The organism is Streptomyces sp., assembly GCF_035563135.1.
Taxonomy (GTDB): domain Bacteria; phylum Actinomycetota; class Actinomycetes; order Streptomycetales; family Streptomycetaceae; genus Streptomyces.
Genome location: NZ_DATMVN010000362.1, coordinates 1 through 14,621, shown reverse-complemented (window position 1 = coordinate 14,621; position 14,621 = coordinate 1). Strand labels below are relative to the sequence as shown.

Here is a 14,621-nt window from a genome sequence, read left to right as displayed (position 1 = left end):
CCCGGTGCTCGGACGCCTCGGCCGTGGCGGTGGCCGCCTCGGGCTGCAGCAGGCCCGCGGCGGCGACGACCGCGGCCATCGCCGTCGCCGTGGCGAGCCAGTGCACCGGCCTGGCTCCGGTGTGCGCGAGGTCCGGGAGCGCGGAGGTCTGCACGCGGTGTGTCTCCTGTGGTTCCTGGATGCCTGGATGGGCGGTACCGGCCGGACATCGGCAGGCGGGGGTGGCCAGCATCGTGCCACACCTCACACCCGGGGGGAACGGCGGGGTCGTCACGGACGGCGGAAAGGCGCCGCCGCCGGGCTTCCGGGTCGGTCCGGGAACTCGGCGGCGGCGCCTGCGCGTTGCGGGGTCAGTCGCGGGCGGCGGACCCGCTCCGGCTGCCGGGACCGTCGTAGTCCTCGCCGTAGGCCCCCTTCGAGGGGCGGCGGCGGCGCAGTGGCGGCTCGACGCCGTCCGCGAGACGGCGGGCGGTGACCAGGAAACCGGTGTGGCCGATCATCCGGTGGTCGGGCCGGACGGCCAGTCCCTCGACGTGCCAGTTGCGGATCATCGACTCCCAGGGCTGCGGCTCGGCGAAGCAGCCGATCTCACGGATCGACTCGACGGTCCGCGAGAGCTGGGTCGTGGTCGCGACGTACGCGCAGAGGATGCCGCCGGGCACCAGGGCCTTGGAGACGGCCTCCAGGCACTCCCACGGGGCGAGCATGTCCAGGACGACGCGGTCGACATCGGTGTCCGACAGGTTGTCCTGCAGGTCGCCGACGGTCAGTTCCCAGGCGGGGTGCGGGGAGCCGAAGTAGCGCTCCACGTTCTGCCGGGCGATCTCGGCGAAGTCCTCGCGGCGCTCGTAGGAGTGCAGCATGCCCTGCTCACCGATGGCGCGCAGCAGGAAGGTGCTGAGCGCCCCGGAGCCGACTCCCGCTTCGACGACGCGGGCGCCGGGGAAGATGTCGGCGAACGCCAGGATCTGCCCCGCGTCCTTGGGGTAGACCACGGCGGCACCGCGGGGCATGGACAGGACGTAGTCGGGGAGCAGGGGGCGCAGCGCGAGGTAGGCGACGTTTCCCGTGGTACGGACAACACTGCCCTCGGGAGCACCGATCAGCTCGTCGTGCGGGAAAGAACCCTTGTGGGTGTGGAAGTTCTTCCCGGCCTCGAGCGTGAAGGTGTAGTGACGTCCCTTGGGGTCGGTGAGCTGGACCTGGTCCCCGACTTTGAATGGGCCGCGACGGCGGGCGGCACCGGTCGGTTCGGACATGTGACCAGCCTACCGGTATTTCGGGGGCCGCTTCCCGGGTGTCAGGCCGAGGGGCGGGCCATGGCCTTGATGAAGGCGCGCTCGACGTCGGCGGTGGACAGGACGCCGTAGATCTCGCCGGTGTCCTCGACCACCAGGTACTCCGTGGCCGGGGTGGCCTTCAGCCGGTCCAGGAGGGCTTCACCCGCGAGTTCGGCGGGCACCTTCATGCCGTCGGTGAGGTCCTGGGCGAGGCCGCTGACGGCGACCCAGGGCCGGCGGTGTTCGGGGACTCCCGCGATCGCCGCCTCCCGGACGACGCCCTTGGGGCTGCCCTGCCCGTCGACGACGACCAGTGCGCGGGCGCCCGCCTCGTTGGCGCGGCGGAGGGCTTCGGAGAGCGGGGTGGCGGACTCGACGGGCACGGCGCGCCGGGTGAGGGTGCGGGCTCGCAGTTCGGGGAGGTGTTCGCGGAGCCGGGCCGTCCGCAGGCTGTTCCCCGCCCCGGTCCAGATGATCGCCGCGAGGATCGCCGCCAGGAGGGCGTCGGTGACGGTCTCGAACCCGCTGATCTCACCGGTGGCGCTTCCGAGGGCGCCCGTGTGGGTGAGCAGCGGGAGGCCGACGAAGACGGTGATGGCCAGGCCCCGGCCGACCCACGCGGCGGCGACGGTGCCGCTCATCGGCTTGCCCGTGATCTTCCAGACGACCGCGCGGAGCATGCGTCCGCCGTCCAGCGGCAGGCCGGGCAGCAGGTTGAAGGCGGCGACGATGAGGTTGGAGATCATCAGCCCGGCCAGGAGCACGCCCGGGACGGTGCCTGCTTCGACGAACTGGAGCGGAAGGTAGAAGAGACCGCCGAGGATGAGGGAGAGCAGGGGCCCCACGAAGGCGAGGACGAACTCGCGGCCGGGGGTCTCGGTCTCCTTCTCGATCTCGGAGACGCCGCCGAAGAACTGGAGCTGGATGCGGCGCACCGGCAGCTTGTAGCGCAGGGCGGCCACGGTGTGGGCGAGCTCGTGGACGAGCACGGACGCGTAGAAGGCGATCGCGAAGAAGAGCGCGACCAGGTAGCGGGCTCCGCCGAGTTCCGGCAGGACCCGGTCGAGCTGGCCGCCGAAGACCCAGGTGATCAGAGCCGCCACGACGAACCAGCTGGGTGCCACGTAGACCGGCACACCGAAGGGGCGGCCCATGAGGAGGCCGCCGCCCGGGTCCGCCGGGCGGCGCGGTTTTCCCTTGTCCGGCCCGGTGCCGGGGCCCGTGCCCCCTGCGCCGGGCCCCGGGCGCCCGCTGTCGCCGCTCTCGTCCACGGGGTCCCTTCGGTCGGTGGCTTCTGCCACGATCATGCTGTGTGCGAGCTCTGTCGTCGATGGTATGCCGCTGGGTGTCGGTGGCGGGTCGTAGGGTCTGCATCATGACCTCCGCACCGCGCCCGCCTCAGCCACCTTCGTCCCTGTCGCCGTCGCGCGCGAGCGATTTCATGCAGTGCCCCCTGCTGTACCGCTTCCGGGTCATCGACAAGCTCCCCGAGAAGCCCAGTGAAGCTGCTACCCGGGGCACACTGGTGCATGCGGTGCTGGAGCGGCTGTTCGACGCCCCCGCGGCGGACCGTACGGCGCCGAGAGCCAAGGCGCTGGTCCCCGGCCAGTGGGACCGGCTGCTGGAGTCGAGGCCCGAGCTCGCGGAGCTGTTCGAGGGCGATCCCGGGGGAGAGCGGCTCGCGGGGTGGCTGGGCGAGGCGGAGCGGCTCGTGGAGCGGTGGTTCTCGCTGGAGGACCCGACCCGCCTGGAGCCGGCCGAGCGGGAGCTGTTCGTCGAGACGGAGCTGGAGTCGGGCCTGCGGCTGCGCGGAGTCATCGACCGCGTCGATGTGACCCCGGCGGGCGAGGTCCGCATCGTGGACTACAAGACGGGCAAGGCGCCGCGGCCGGAATACGCGGAGGGCGCGCTGTTCCAGATGAAGTTCTACGCCTTGGTGGTGTGGCGTCTGAAGGACGTGGTGCCGCGCAGGCTCCAGCTGGTCTACCTCGGCAGCGGGGACGTGCTGACGTACGACCCGGTTCCGGCCGACCTCGAACGGGTGGAACGCAAGCTGCTGGCGCTGTGGGACGCGATCCGGCTTGCCACCGAGACGGGCGAGTGGCGGCCGAGGCCGACGAAGCTGTGCGGCTGGTGCGACCACCGGGCGGTCTGTCCGGAGTTCGGCGGGACTCCCCCGGTCTATCCGCTGACCGTGCGCCCGGCGGAATCGGCGGATGCTGTCCGGGGCAGAATGGAGCCGGTCCGGTCCGGGGCCGGTCAGCCGGCGGCCCTCGAAGGCCCTTAAGGAGATTACGTGGCTATCCGCGTCCTGCTCGTCGATGATCAACCACTGCTGCGCACCGGTTTCCGGATGATTCTGGAGGCGGAGGGCGATCTCGCGGTGGTCGGTGAGGCCGGTGACGGCCTGCAGGCCATCGATCAGGTGCGGGCGCTGCAGCCCGATGTCGTGCTCATGGACATCCGGATGCCCCGGATGGACGGGGTCGAGGCGACCCGCCAGATCACGGGTCCCGGGCGGGACGGCCCGGCGAAGGTCCTGGTGCTGACGACGTTCGATCTCGACGAGTACGTGGTGGAGGCGCTGCGCGCCGGCGCCAGCGGCTTCCTGCTGAAGGACGCGCCGGCCGATGAGCTGGTGCAGGCCATCCGGGTGGTGGCCGCGGGAGAGGCGATGCTGGCGCCGAGCATCACCCGTCGGCTGCTCGACAAGTACGCCGACCATCTGCCCTCGGGCGAGGAACCCGTCCCGGACGCCCTGCACACCCTCACCGACCGCGAGGTGGAGGTGCTGAAGCTGGTGGCGCGCGGTCTGTCCAACGCGGAGATCGCGGCCGACCTGTTCGTGAGCGAGACGACGGTCAAGACGCATGTGGGCCATGTGCTGACCAAGCTGGGTCTGCGCGACCGCGTGCAGGCCGCCGTCTACGCGTACGAGAGCGGGCTGGTGCGTCCCGGCGCCCAGTGAGGACGGAGCCAGGACGGGGCCGGCGCGGTGAGGGGCGCCGGCCCCGGACCGCGCCGGCCCCGTGAAGGTGCCACGTCAGGAGTCGCCGCGTCCGAGCTCCCAGAGCTGGAGGTCGGCCGAGGAGTTGACGGCCCACTCCACACCGGTCACCCCGTCGAGCGAGGCGACGTACTGCTTGCCCTGCCAGACCGGGAGCACGGGGACGTCACTGGCAACGATGTCCTGGAGCTTCTCGAAGGCCGGTGTCGCGGCGCTCCGGTCCGCCTCACGGCGTGACTGCGGGATGAGCGTGTTCTGTGCCTCGGTCGACTCGTACGGCGAGTTGAGGAAGTTGTTCTTGTCGAGGAACGGCGCGATGTAGGTGTCCGGGTCCGGGAAGTCGGGGAACCAGCCCATGCCGTACACGGCGTACTCGCCCTTCTTCTGGGCGGGGCGGAACTTGTTCCACGGCGCACCCTGGACATCGACCTGGAAGAGCTTCGAGTCGTTGAGCTGCTGCGCCAGCATCTCGAACTCGGCCTTGGTGGCGGGTCCGTAGTGGTCGGTCGTGTAGTTCAGCGTGAACTTCACGGGCGTGTCGATGCCGGCCTTCTCCAGAGTGGCGGCGGCCTTCGCGACGCTGGGCTCGCCGTACTTGTTGAAGAACGAGTTGGTGTGGCTGGTGATGCCGGACGGGATCAGCGAGTAGAGCGGCTCGGCGGTGCTGCCGTACACCTTGCTCGCGATGGCCCCGCGGTCGATGATCTGCGCCATCGCCTGGCGTACGGCCTTGTCCTTCACCACGGGGTCCTCGGTGTCGAACGCGAGGTAACTGATGGCGAGGCCGGGCATCTCGGTGAGCTTGACGCCCTCCTCCGGCTCCACCAGCATCTTCTGGGCCTGTTCGGGCGACATGGTGCGCGTCATCATGTCGATCTTCTTTTCCTCGAGCGCCTTCCCCATCGCCGCCGCGTCGGGGAACAGGTCCAGTTCGACCTTCTCGTTGTTGATCTTCAGGTCGCCCTTGTACTTCGGGTTCCTGGTGAAGACCACCTTGACGACCTGGTTGTTCTTGACTTCCGGCTCCATGGTGTACGGGCCGGAACCGTCGACCTGGAAGCCCTTGCGGGCGGACTTCGCCGGGTACTTGTCCTTCTGGACGATGCCCGCGGACGGTGTGGCGAGCTTGTAGGGGAAGGTCGCGTCCGACGTGCTCAGGTGGAAGACGATCTCCTTCTCACCCTTGGTCTCGATCGTGTCGATGTTGGCGAGCAGACCGACCGGGCCGCTCTCGTCCTTGATGTCGAGGACCCGCTGGATGGAGTACTTCACGTCCTCCGGAGTCACGGGGGTGCCGTCCGCGAAGGTGAGCCCGTCGCGCAGCGTGCAGCGGTAGCTCTCGTTCTCCGTGTCCGTGAAGGTGCAGCTCTCGGCCGCCTCGGGCACCGGCTCGCCCCCGCCACGCGGGATGTGGGTCAGGGTCTGCACGGTCTGGCGCAGCACGTTCCACACGCCCGCCTCGTAGCCGATAGCCGGGTCGAGGGGGGCCGGGTTGTCCTCCGAGGCGATGAACTGGTCCGTCGTCCCGACCACGATGGCATCGCCCCCGTCGTCCGACCCGCCACAGGCGGCCAGCACGGGTGCGAGCAGGCCCACTACGGCCGGCAGCACCAGCGTCTTGCGGTTCATCTGGACGTTCTCCCTCATTCCGGCATGTGAGAAAACTGAGATTAGTAGGCGCCGAAGAGGGGGTTTGACCGGCGCGGACCGGCCGCGTATCCACTCGGTGATCGCTGATGACGGGTTGTCCATGTCACGCTCGGGAATGATTCGTGCACGACTCCACGAATACGGACGTATGGGTTCGCGAATCGGACACCCGGGCCTTCCCTCCGGATCATGGGGTGTCACATCGAGTGACCAACATCACGCCCCGGCGCCGCCGACCGCATTGACATGGACCTGATTTGTGCCGGTCACGCGTAGGTGACCAGGCCCCGCAGGAAGGCGAGGTCCACCTGTTCCAGGGAGGACACGACGGTTCTCCCGGGCGCGGGGGCGATCGGCGTCACGGACGGCACGGCGACGACGGCGCAGCCCGCCGCCTCGGCCGCGGCGACTCCCGTCGCCGTGTCCTCGATGACCGCACAGCGCCACGGATCCGCCCCGAAACCCGCCGCCGCCGCGAGGTAGGGCTCGGGGTGGGGCTTCGTACGGGTCACCTCGTCCCCCGCGACCGTGAGCGCGAAGTGGTGACGGCCCACCGAGTCCAGGACCCGGTCGATGATGCGCCGGTGCGAGGCGGAGACCAGGGCGGTGGGCACCTCGTGCGCGGCGAGTTCGGCGAGCAGCCGGGCAGCGCCCGGCATCAGCGGCACACCGCGGCCGATGCGCTTCTCGAAGCGGTCGTTGAGCAGCACGGTGAGTTCTTCGATGGCGATGTCGGCGCCGGTGACCTCGATGAGGTAACCGGCGCTGCGGGTCATCGGGCCGCCGACGACCACCTCGCGCCAGGCCGCGTCGAGCCGGTGACCGAGGTCGGCGAAGACCTCGACCTCCACGTCCCACCAGAAGCCTTCGGTGTCGACCAGTGTGCCGTCCATGTCGAGCAGGACCGCTTGCAGCGCGGACCCTTCGGCCGTACGGATCAGGGACGCGGGGACCGTACTGGTCATCCGGCACACCTCCATGAGGGACGAGAAGGCCGGCCGCCTTCCCGGTGGGAACGGCGACCGGCCTGCACTGGACCGACCAGTCTACGGCTCGTGGGCGTACGGCGCGCGGGGTGGAGCCTTACCACGCGTTGAACGGTGTCCTACCGTGCGTTGAAGTACTTCGCCTCCGGGTGGTGGATGACGATCGCGTCGGTGGACTGCTCGGGGTGCAGCTGGAACTCCTCGGAGAGCTTGACCCCGATCCGCTCGGGCTCCAGGAGCTCGGCGATCTTCGCCCGGTCCTCCAGGTCGGGGCAGGCCCCGTAACCCAGGGAGAAGCGCGCCCCCCGGTACTTCAGGGCGAACATGTCCTCGACGTCGGCCGGGTCCTCGGCGGCGAAACCGAGCTCGCTGCGGACCCGCGCGTGCCAGTACTCGGCAAGCGCTTCGGCCAGCTGCACGGACAGCCCGTGCAGCTCCAGGTAGTCGCGGTAGGAGTTCGCCTCGAAGAGCTCGGCGGTGGCCCCGCCGATCTTCGAGCCGACCGTGACGACCTGGAGTCCGACCACGTCCGTCTCCCCCGACTCCTCGGGGCGGAAGAAGTCCGCGAGGCACAGCCGTCGGCCGCGGCGCTGGCGCGGGAAGGTGAAGCGGGTGCGCTCGGAACCGTCCTCGTGGAGCAGGATCAGGTCGTCGCCCTTGGAGACGCAGGGGAAGTAGCCGTGGACGACGGCGGCTTCCAGCAGGTTCTCGGTGTGGAGCTTGTCCAGCCAGCCGCGCAGGCGCGGCCGGCCCTCCCGCTCCACGAGCTCCTCGTACGTCGGTCCGTCACCGGCGCGGGTCTGCTTGAGGCCCCACTGGCCCTTGAAGAGTGCGCCCTCGTCCAGCCAGGAGGCGTACTCCTTGAGCTGGATGCCCTTGACGACCCGGGTGCCCCAGAACGGCGGCTCGGGGACCGGGTTGGTGACCGAGACGTCCGAGCGCCCGCCCTCCTGCGGTTCCTCTGCCTCGATCAGCGGGGTGTCCCGCTTGGGCACGCGGCGCTGCTTCAGCTCGGGAAGAGCGGCGCCCGGGACGCCGCGCTTGACCGCGATCAGCGCGTCCATGAGCCGCAGGCCCTCGAACGCGTCACGGGCGTAGCGGACCTCACCCTCGTAGATCTCGTGCAGGTCCTGCTCGACGTAGGCCCGGGTCAGGGCGGCGCCGCCCAGGATCACCGGGTAGTCGGCCGCCATCTTGCGCTGGTTCAGCTCCTGAAGGTTCTCCTTCATGATCACGGTGGACTTGACCAGGAGGCCCGACATGCCGATGACGTCGGCGCGGTGCTCCTCGGCCGCGTCCAGGATCGCGGAGACGGGCTGCTTGATGCCCAGGTTCACCACGTTGAAGCCGTTGTTCGACAGGATGATGTCGACCAGGTTCTTGCCGATGTCGTGGACGTCGCCGCGGACGGTCGCGAGCACGATCGTGCCCTTGCCCTCGGCGTCCGACTTCTCCATGTGGGGCTCCAGATAGGCCACCGCGCTCTTCATGACCTCGGCGGACTGGAGCACGAACGGCAGCTGCATCTGGCCGGAGCCGAAGAGCTCGCCCACGACCTTCATGCCCTCCAGGAGGGTGTCGTTGACGATCTCGAGCGCGGGCCGGTTCCGCAGCGCCTCGTCGAGGTCGGCCTCCAGGCCGTTCTTCTCGCCGTCGATGATGCGGCGCCGGAGGCGCTCGTCCAGCGGGAGGGCGAGGAGTTCCTCGGCCTTGCCCTGCTTCATCGACTTCATGTTGACGCCCTCGAAGAGCTCCATGAGCCGCTGCAGGGGGTCGTAGCCCTCCTCGCGCCGGTCGTGGATCAGGTCGAGGGCGACCTTGACCTGCTCCTCCTCCAGCCGGGCGATCGGCAGGATCTTGGAGGCGTGCACGATCGCGGAGTCCAGGCCCGCCTTCACGCACTCGTCCAGGAAGACCGAGTTCAGGACGACGCGGGCGGCCGGGTTGAGGCCGAAGGAGATGTTGGACAGGCCGAGCGTGGTCTGCACCTCGGGGTGGCGCCGCTTCAGCTCGCGGATGGCCCCGATCGTGGCGATCCCGTCCTTGCGGGACTCCTCCTGGCCCGTACAGATCGTGAAGGTCAGGCAGTCGATGAGGATGTCGGACTCGTGGATGCCCCAGTTGGTGGTGAGGTCCTCGATGAGCCGTTCGGCGATGGCGACCTTGTGCTCGACGGTGCGGGCCTGGCCCTCCTCGTCGATGGTCAGCGCGATCAGCGCGGCACCGTGCTCGGCCGCCAGGGCGCTGACCTTGGCGAAGCGGGATTCGGGGCCGTCGCCGTCCTCGTAGTTGACCGAGTTCAGCACGGCCCGGCCGCCCAGCTTCTCCAGGCCGGCCCGCAGCACGGGCACCTCGGTGGAGTCCAGCACGACCGGCAGGGTGGAGGCGGTGGCGAAACGGCCGGCCAGCTCCTCCATGTCGGCGACGCCGTCGCGGCCGACGTAGTCGACGCAGAGGTCGAGCATGTGCGCGCCCTCGCGGATCTGGTCGCGTGCCATCTCCACGCAGTCGTCCCAGCGCGCCTCCAGCATGGCCTCACGGAACTTCTTGGATCCGTTGGCGTTCGTACGCTCGCCGATCGCGAGGTACGAGGTGTCCTGGCGGAAGGGGACGGTCTGGTAGAGCGAGGCCGCGCCCGGCTCGGGGCGGGGCTCGCGGGAGGTGAGCTCGCAGCCGCGGACGCGTTCGACGAGCCGGCGCAGGTGTTCCGGTGTCGTGCCGCAGCAGCCGCCGACGAGCGAGAGCCCGTACTCCTGGACGAACGTCTCCTGCGCGTCGGCCAGGCCCTCGGCGTCGAGCGGGAAGTGCGCCCCGTCCTTGGTCAGCACCGGCAGTCCCGCGTTCGGCATGCAGAGCAGCGGGATGCGGGAGTGGCGGGTGAGGTAGCGCAGGTGCTCACTCATCTCCGCGGGGCCGGTCGAGCAGTTCAGACCGATCATGTCGATGCCGAGCGGTTCGAGCGCGGTCAGCGCGGCGCCGATCTCGGAGCCGAGCAGCATGGTTCCGGTCGTCTCGAACGCCAGTGAGCACAGCACCATGAGGTCGCTGCCCATCGCCTCCAGGGCGCGCCGCGCGCCCAGGACGGCGGCCTTGGTCTGCAGGAGGTCCTGCGTGGTCTCGATGATGAGCGCGTCGGCACCGCCGGCGATCAGCCCCTCGGCGTTCTGCTGGAAGCCGTCGCGCAGGACCGTGTACGGGGCGTGGCCCAGGGTCGGCAGCTTGGTTCCGGGGCCGATGGAGCCGAGCACCCAGCGCTGCTGTCCGGTGGATCCGGTGAACCGGTCGGCCACCTCGCGGGCGATGCGCGCGCCGGCCTCGGAGAGCTCGTGGATCCTGCCGGGGATGTCGTACTCGCCGAGCGCGGAGGCGTTGGCTCCGAAGGTGTTGGTCTCGACGCAGTCCACGCCGACCGCGAAGTACTCCTCGTGCACCGAGCGGACGATGTCGGGGCGGGTGACGTTCAGGATCTCGTTGCAGCCTTCGAGGTTCTCGAAGTCCTCGAGGGTGGGGTCCTGGGCCTGGAGCATGGTGCCCATGGCACCGTCGGCCACCACCACCCGGGTGGCGAGCGCCTCACGGAGCGCTGCGGCTCGGGTCCGGCTGTCAGCTGAGGGGGTCGGCAACGAGGCCATGGATGTTCTCCCTGGGATGCGACGGCTGTCGGCTTTGCGCCCTTCTGCGGGGAGGGGCACGCGGCCAGCGTAGCCGGGAGGCGCCCGGGCCGGTCATCGTGTCCCACGGGGCGGACTGCATGCTGTGCGGGGAAAGGCCCCCTCACGGGATGACGCATAATCTTCGCGCCACCGGACAGAGGTCGGCATCGACCGATAGTGTTCAGCATTGTCGAACCGAGGTGGAGGAGTACGGCGCGATGGCGAAGAACATCCAGTCGCTCGAGCGGGCAGCGGCGATGCTGCGCCTGCTGGCAGGCGGCGAGCGCCGGCTCGGCCTGTCCGACATCTCCTCGTCGCTGGGTCTGGCCAAAGGTACCGCGCACGGCATTCTGCGCACCCTCCAGCACGAGGGCTTCGTCGAGCAGGACACCGCGTCCGGCCGGTACCAGCTCGGCGCCGAGCTGCTGCGCCTGGGCAACAGCTATCTCGACGTGCACGAGCTGCGCGCCCGCGCACTGGTGTGGACCGACGACCTGGCACGGTCCAGCGGCGAGAGCGTCCACCTGGGAGTGCTGCACCAGCACGGCGTCCTGATCGTCCACCACGTCTTCCGGCCCGACGACAGCCGTCAGGTGCTGGAGGTCGGCGCCATGCAGCCGCTGCACTCCACGGCCCTGGGCAAGGTGCTCGCCGCCTACGACCCGGTCGCCCACAGCGAGGCCGCCGAGATGGAGCGGCGCTCCTTCACACCGCGCACCGTCACCGGCGAGGAGGAGTTCGAGTCCCTGCTCGACCTGGTCCGCGCGCAGGGCTGGGCCGCCGATGTCGAGGAGACCTGGGAGGGCGTGGCGGCCGTGGCCGCCCCCGTCCACGACCGGCGCAGGATGCCGGTCGGCGCCGTGGCCGTGACGGGCGCCGTGGAGCGCGTCTGCACCGGTGGCGAGCTGCGGCCCGAGCTCGTCGCGGCCGTACGGGACTGCGCCCGCGCCGTCTCCCGGGATCTGGGCGCCGGACGCTTCTGAGCACCCCGCGGCGCCGGTAACGATCGAGTCGCGCGTCACAGACCTCTTGACGCGCCCACCGACGGGGAGAAACATTGCCGTCTACCGGTCGGCATTGCCGAACACCTAACGGCAATACGCGTTAGGGTGTGACAGTGCCGAGGGCCGGTCAAGCCTCACAGGTGGTGCAGCCGTCCCTGACGGATACCCACCTGGGGCGCGATCCACCGGAGGGACCCGGTGTTTCGCCTTCCCCTGGACGAAGGACAAAGGAGTCGCGGGTGTCCAGCTCCGACATCTTCATCGGCGAGACCATCGGTACCGCCGTGCTCATACTGCTCGGCGGCGGTGTCTGTGCCGCCGTCACTCTCAAGTGCTCCAAGGCGCAGAACGCCGGCTGGCTCGCCATCACCTTCGGGTGGGGTTTCGCCGTACTGACCGGTGCCTACATAGCCTCCGGCGTGTCCGGCGCCCACCTCAACCCGGCGGTCACGGTCGGCCTCGCGATCCAGGGGGGCACCGCGTGGAGCGATGTGCCCCTTTACCTCGCCTCCCAGCTGCTCGGCGCGATGATCGGTGCGGTGCTCGTCTGGGCCGTCTACTACGGACAGTTCCACGCGCACCTCACGGATCCCGGGATCGTGCGGGCCCAGCCGGCCGAGGAGGGCATGGTCGACCAGGTGTCGGCTCCGAAGGCCGGCCCCGTGCTCGGCATCTTCACCACGGGCCCGGAGATCCGGCACGCGGTGCAGAACGTGGTCACGGAGGTCGTCGCCACCGTCGTACTGGTCCTGGCGATCCTCACCCAGGGCCTCAACGACGAGGGCAACGGCCTCGGCGTGCTCGGCGCCCTGATCACCTCGCTGGTGGTCGTCGGTATCGGCCTGTCGCTCGGCGGCCCGACCGGTTACGCGATCAACCCGGTGCGCGACCTCGGTCCGCGGATCGTGCACGCGCTGCTGCCGCTCCCGAACAAGGGCGGGTCGGACTGGGGCTATGCCTGGGTACCGGTGGTAGGACCGCTCATCGGGGCCGCGCTGGCCGGCGGGCTCTACAACCTCGCCTTCGCCTGAGCCACACCTTGCACATCACACAGACTTCCGGGAGCCAACCGTGACCGACGCACACACCACCGGACCGTTCATCGCGGCCATCGACCAGGGCACCACGTCCAGCCGCTGCATCGTCTTCGACAAGGACGGCCGGATCGTCTCCGTCGACCAGAAGGAGCACGAGCAGATCTTCCCCCGGCCCGGCTGGGTCGAGCACGACGCGAAGGAGATCTGGGAGAACGTCCAGGAGGTCGTCGCCGGGGCGATCGTCAAGGCGGGCATCACCTCCGCCGACGTCAAGGCGATCGGCATCACCAACCAGCGCGAGACCACGCTGCTCTGGGACAGGAACACCGGTGAGCCGGTGTACAACGCCCTCGTCTGGCAGGACACCCGCACGGACGCGCTCTGCAAGGAACTCGGCCGCAACGTCGGCCAGGACCGCTTCCGCCGTGAGACGGGACTGCCGCTCGCGTCGTACTTCGCCGGCCCGAAGGTCCGCTGGCTGCTCGACAACGTCGAAGGGCTGCGCGAGCGCGCCGAACGGGGCGACATCCTCTTCGGGACCATGGACTCCTGGGTCATCTGGAACCTGACCGGCGGCACCGAGGGCGGTGTGCACGTCACCGACGTCACGAACGCCTCGCGCACCCTCCTGATGAACCTGCACACGATGCAGTGGGACGACAAGATCGTCCAGTCGATGGCGATCCCGCCCGCCGTCCTGCCGGAGATCCGCTCCTCGGCCGAGGTGTACGGCACCGCCAGGGGCGGCGTCCTCGACGGCGTCCCGGTGGCCTCCGCACTCGGCGACCAGCAGGCCGCGCTGTTCGGCCAGACCTGTTTCGCCCAGGGCGAGGCGAAGTCCACGTACGGCACCGGCACCTTCATGCTGATGAACACCGGCCACACCCCGGTGAACTCCTACAACGGGCTGCTGACGACCGTCGGCTACCGCATCGGCGACCAGAAGCCGGTGTACGCCCTGGAGGGGTCCATCGCCGTCACCGGTTCGCTGGTCCAGTGGATGCGCGACCAGATGGGCCTGATCAAGTCCGCCGCCGAGATCGAGACGCTCGCCTCCTCCGTCGAGGACAACGGCGGCGCCTACTTCGTGCCCGCGTTCTCCGGCCTGTTCGCCCCGTACTGGCGCCCCGACGCCCGCGGCGTGATCGCGGGCCTCACCCGCTACGTGACCAAGGCGCACATCGCCCGGGCCGTGCTGGAGGCCACCGCATGGCAGACCCGCGAGATCAGCGACGCCATGACCAAGGACTCCGGCGTCGAGCTGACCGCGCTCAAGGTCGACGGCGGCATGACCTCCAACAACCTGCTGATGCAGACGCTCTCGGACTTCCTGGACGCGCCCGTGGTGCGCCCCATGGTCGCCGAGACCACCTGCCTCGGCGCCGCCTACGCCGCCGGTCTCGCCGTCGGCTTCTGGCCGGACACCGACGCGCTGCGCGCCAACTGGCGCCGTGCCGCCGAGTGGACCCCCCGCATGGACGCGGACACGCGTGATCGCGAGTACAAGAGCTGGCTCAAGGCCGTCGAACGGACCATGGGCTGGATCGAGGACGAAGAGAGCTGAGGAGCAATCGACATGACCACCCTGCAGAGCGTCCCCGCCCTCGGGACGCATCCGGCCTCCGGCTCCCTCCCGAGCCGCGCCGAGACCCGGGAGCGGCTTTCCGAGGCGACGTACGACCTCCTGGTGATCGGCGGCGGCATCCTGGGCATCTCCACCGCCTGGCACGCCGCGCAGTCCGGGCTGCGGGTGGCCCTGGTGGACGCCGGCGACTTCGCCGGCGCCACCTCCTCCGCCTCCTCCAAGCTGCTCCACGGCGGTCTGCGCTACCTCCAGACCGGTGCGGTGAAGCTGGTCGCGGAGAACCACTTCGAGCGGCGCGCGGTGTCCCGTCAGGTCGCTCCTCACCTGGCCAGCCCGCTCACCTTCTACCTGCCCGTCTACAAGGGCGGGCCGCACGGCGCCGCCAAGCTCGGTGCGGGCGTGTTCGCCTACTCGGCGCT

11 protein-coding genes are annotated in these 14,621 nt (G+C 69.9%); 6 read left to right on the top strand and 5 right to left on the bottom strand.

Annotated elements, in window-relative coordinates; translation table 11 throughout:
* Window positions 1-350: 350 nt before the first annotated feature.
* Window positions 351-1,259: a tRNA (adenine-N1)-methyltransferase gene (locus tag VN520_RS15705; RefSeq protein WP_325747536.1), complete on the bottom strand. Its 909-nt coding sequence runs from the start codon at window positions 1,257-1,259 to the stop codon at window positions 351-353.
* Between the two features lie 41 nt (window positions 1,260-1,300).
* Complete coding sequence (locus VN520_RS15700) at window positions 1,301-2,551, bottom strand: site-2 protease family protein (protein WP_325747539.1); 1,251 nt, start codon at window positions 2,549-2,551, stop codon at window positions 1,301-1,303.
* Between the two features lie 170 nt (window positions 2,552-2,721).
* Between VN520_RS15700 and VN520_RS15695 the strand changes: the two genes are divergently transcribed.
* Complete coding sequence (locus tag VN520_RS15695; protein ID WP_325747538.1) at window positions 2,722-3,567, top strand: PD-(D/E)XK nuclease family protein; 846 nt, start codon at window positions 2,722-2,724, stop codon at window positions 3,565-3,567.
* A 9-nt stretch (window positions 3,568-3,576) separates the two neighbouring features.
* A complete protein-coding gene (locus VN520_RS15690) occupies window positions 3,577-4,248 on the top strand; it encodes a response regulator transcription factor (protein ID WP_325747535.1) in 672 nt (223 codons plus the stop codon).
* A 75-nt stretch (window positions 4,249-4,323) separates the two neighbouring features.
* Here VN520_RS15690 and VN520_RS15685 read toward each other — a convergent pair whose 3' ends face one another.
* The 3 genes from VN520_RS15685 to metH all read right to left on the bottom strand — a co-directional run bounded on the left by VN520_RS15685 (window position 4,324) and on the right by metH (window position 10,555).
* Window positions 4,324-5,916 (bottom strand): ABC transporter substrate-binding protein, encoded by a 1,593-nt coding sequence (locus VN520_RS15685; RefSeq protein ID WP_325747537.1) that lies wholly within the window; start codon window positions 5,914-5,916, stop codon window positions 4,324-4,326.
* A gap of 287 nt (window positions 5,917-6,203) precedes the next feature.
* Window positions 6,204-6,902 carry an HAD family phosphatase gene (locus VN520_RS15680; protein WP_325747534.1) on the bottom strand — a complete coding sequence of 233 codons (699 nt, stop codon included), beginning with the start codon at window positions 6,900-6,902 and terminating at the stop codon, window positions 6,204-6,206.
* Between the two features lie 140 nt (window positions 6,903-7,042).
* Window positions 7,043-10,555: a methionine synthase gene (metH, locus tag VN520_RS15675; protein WP_325747533.1), complete on the bottom strand. Its 3,513-nt coding sequence runs from the start codon at window positions 10,553-10,555 to the stop codon at window positions 7,043-7,045.
* 239 nt (window positions 10,556-10,794) lie between these two features.
* On the opposite strand from metH, the gene VN520_RS15670 reads away from it, so the two are divergent.
* The 4 genes from VN520_RS15670 to VN520_RS15655 form a co-directional block, all read left to right on the top strand.
* Window positions 10,795-11,559, top strand: coding sequence for an IclR family transcriptional regulator (locus VN520_RS15670; protein WP_325747532.1), 765 nt, complete (start codon window positions 10,795-10,797; stop codon window positions 11,557-11,559).
* A 260-nt stretch (window positions 11,560-11,819) separates the two neighbouring features.
* Complete coding sequence (locus VN520_RS15665; RefSeq protein WP_325747531.1) at window positions 11,820-12,611, top strand: MIP/aquaporin family protein; 792 nt, start codon at window positions 11,820-11,822, stop codon at window positions 12,609-12,611.
* Between the two features lie 40 nt (window positions 12,612-12,651).
* Window positions 12,652-14,181, top strand: a complete 1,530-nt coding sequence (gene glpK, locus VN520_RS15660; protein ID WP_325747530.1) for a glycerol kinase GlpK — start codon at window positions 12,652-12,654, stop codon at window positions 14,179-14,181.
* A 12-nt stretch (window positions 14,182-14,193) separates the two neighbouring features.
* Window positions 14,194-14,621 (top strand): FAD-dependent oxidoreductase (locus tag VN520_RS15655; protein WP_325747529.1); only part of this gene is annotated, 428 nt, incomplete at its 3' end.